General features: G+C 38.4%; 3 protein-coding genes. 2 read left to right on the forward strand and 1 reads right to left on the reverse strand.

Features of this window, described 5'->3' with window-relative positions; translation table 11 throughout:
- Together CXF67_RS18240 and CXF67_RS18780 are read left to right on the forward strand one after the other, a co-directional pair.
- The coding region (locus CXF67_RS18240; protein WP_180957949.1) for a hypothetical protein at positions 1-281 on the forward strand (281 nt) is incomplete at its 5' end.
- A 548-nt stretch (positions 282-829) separates the two neighbouring features.
- Positions 830-958 carry a hypothetical protein gene (locus CXF67_RS18780; RefSeq protein ID WP_257984647.1) on the forward strand — a complete coding sequence of 43 codons (129 nt, stop codon included), beginning with the start codon at positions 830-832 and terminating at the stop codon, positions 956-958.
- 152 nt (positions 959-1,110) lie between these two features.
- Here the strand turns inward: CXF67_RS18780 and CXF67_RS09600 are convergent, their stop codons facing one another.
- A complete protein-coding gene (locus CXF67_RS09600; protein ID WP_102088561.1) occupies positions 1,111-1,569 on the reverse strand; it encodes a hypothetical protein in 459 nt (152 codons plus the stop codon).
- Between the last annotated feature and the right edge of the window lie 284 nt (positions 1,570-1,853).

The following is a 1,853-nucleotide window of genomic DNA, read 5'->3' on the forward strand; positions in this document are numbered from 1 at the left end:
GTAATGTTCTAGACGGCACAACAGCAGGTGATATGCAATATTGGAACGGAACAGCATGGATAATCGTAGCACCAGGTATTACAGGGCAAGTTTTAACTTTCGTTAGTGGCGTGCCAACATGGAAGCCAATTGAAGGCAAAACAGATGTAACCAACCCCATCACCGGAGAAATCTGGATGGACCGCAACCTGGGCGCTTCACAAGTAGCCACCAGTAGCATCGATGCTGCTGCTTATGGCGATTTATACCATGGTGACGTGGTACTGACGGACATCAAATAAGGACATCTGCTACAACTACTACATTAAGTAGTAGCGATGACCCCGGACATGGTGATTTTATTTTAGCACCAAGCAGCCTTAACGATTGGCGAAGCCCACAAAACGAAAATTTATGGCAGGGTGTAAACGGCATTAACAATCCATGTCCAAGTGGTTACCGCTTACCAACTGTATCAGAGTGGGAAGCTGAATTTGCAACTTGGAGTAGTAACGATGCAGCCGGGGCTTTTGGCTCTCCGCTTAAATTGCCCGTGGCAGGCAGCCGCGACTACAGCGATGGTTCGCTCAATAATGTGGGTTCCAGCGGCATCTATTGGTCAAGTTCCGTTGATGCTTCTTACTCGCTTTACTTGTACTTCAGCGGTAGCAATGCCAATGCCGGTATTAGCAGCGACCCCCGGGCGTACGGATTCTCTGTGCGTTGTCTTAAGGATTGACACTTTGAAAAGCGAAGCGATTTGACACTTTGATATTTTACACTGCCATCTGCTAAGGCGGAATGGCAGTGTTTAAATACCGCCTATGGCGGTCGAGAAATATTTTTAAAAATGAAAATATCAGAAAAAATAAGAAGCAGTGCAGATAAAACAGTGTTTACGTTCTTTAAAGAGGGTTTGTTTTATAAATGCTACAATGATGAGGATGCGATGGTTTTTGTAAAAAAATGTTCTATTTAGAAGTAGATAGACAATTGAAGAGCATTGAGCTATTTCGCAATCGTATTAACCCCAAACTTCTTTAAAACAGTGTCCATTATCTTTTTAGTTCTTTCTACATCTTTAGGATTCACTAAAAAAGCATCAAAATTGTAAATGGCATAAATCTCATTTCACTTTAATTGAAGTAACACCTCTGTCATTATTTTAGTCTCTAAAGTGAATAGCTTCAAACTGGTTTCTTTGTAGCCTTTCTCTTTTTTTTCATTCAATATGTTGTCTAACATGATTGGTTCCATATTCTGATAATATTTGAAAAGTGGTGAGTGGTTCATACCCAGAAAATCCTTGTTGAAGAAGCTCAAATGCTCTTTTTTAGCTTCCTTTCTGTCTATCCCCAGATACTCAGCTACTATATCATGAGTAATATCTTTACCAGTACCTCCATAAATCTTATTTGCTAGATTTAGATGCAGACAGCTTATATCTACTTCCATTAACTGTAGTTCTGCTTTAATTAATGAGGGTAATAAGTTCAGACTTGTATATACTCTACCTTCTGCATTACCTGATATTATAGGAATAAAATAATCCTTTGTTAAGTAATCAAAGATGGATAGATAATCTTCCACGTAAACAAATTTATTTTCTTGTTTTTTCTTTCCTAACTTCTTTAAAGGCTTCCCTTTCTTGTTTGTGTAACCCTCTCTTTTCTACACAGATTTCTGTACTCCCGATAGATTCTTTGTTAATAATCAAGTGATATTTCAATTTATTTAATTAATATTAACATCTTAAGGCAACTATAAGTTAGCCTGCAAGGGTGCCTCCGCATTCGTGTGGTGTACCCTTTTTTGATGATAGTCATTTTCATAGGGATTCTGGTTTTTATCTATTACAAAAATAAGTTCAAGCA

The organism is Psychroflexus sp. MES1-P1E, assembly GCF_002836055.1.
GTDB lineage: Bacteria > Bacteroidota > Bacteroidia > Flavobacteriales > Flavobacteriaceae > Psychroflexus.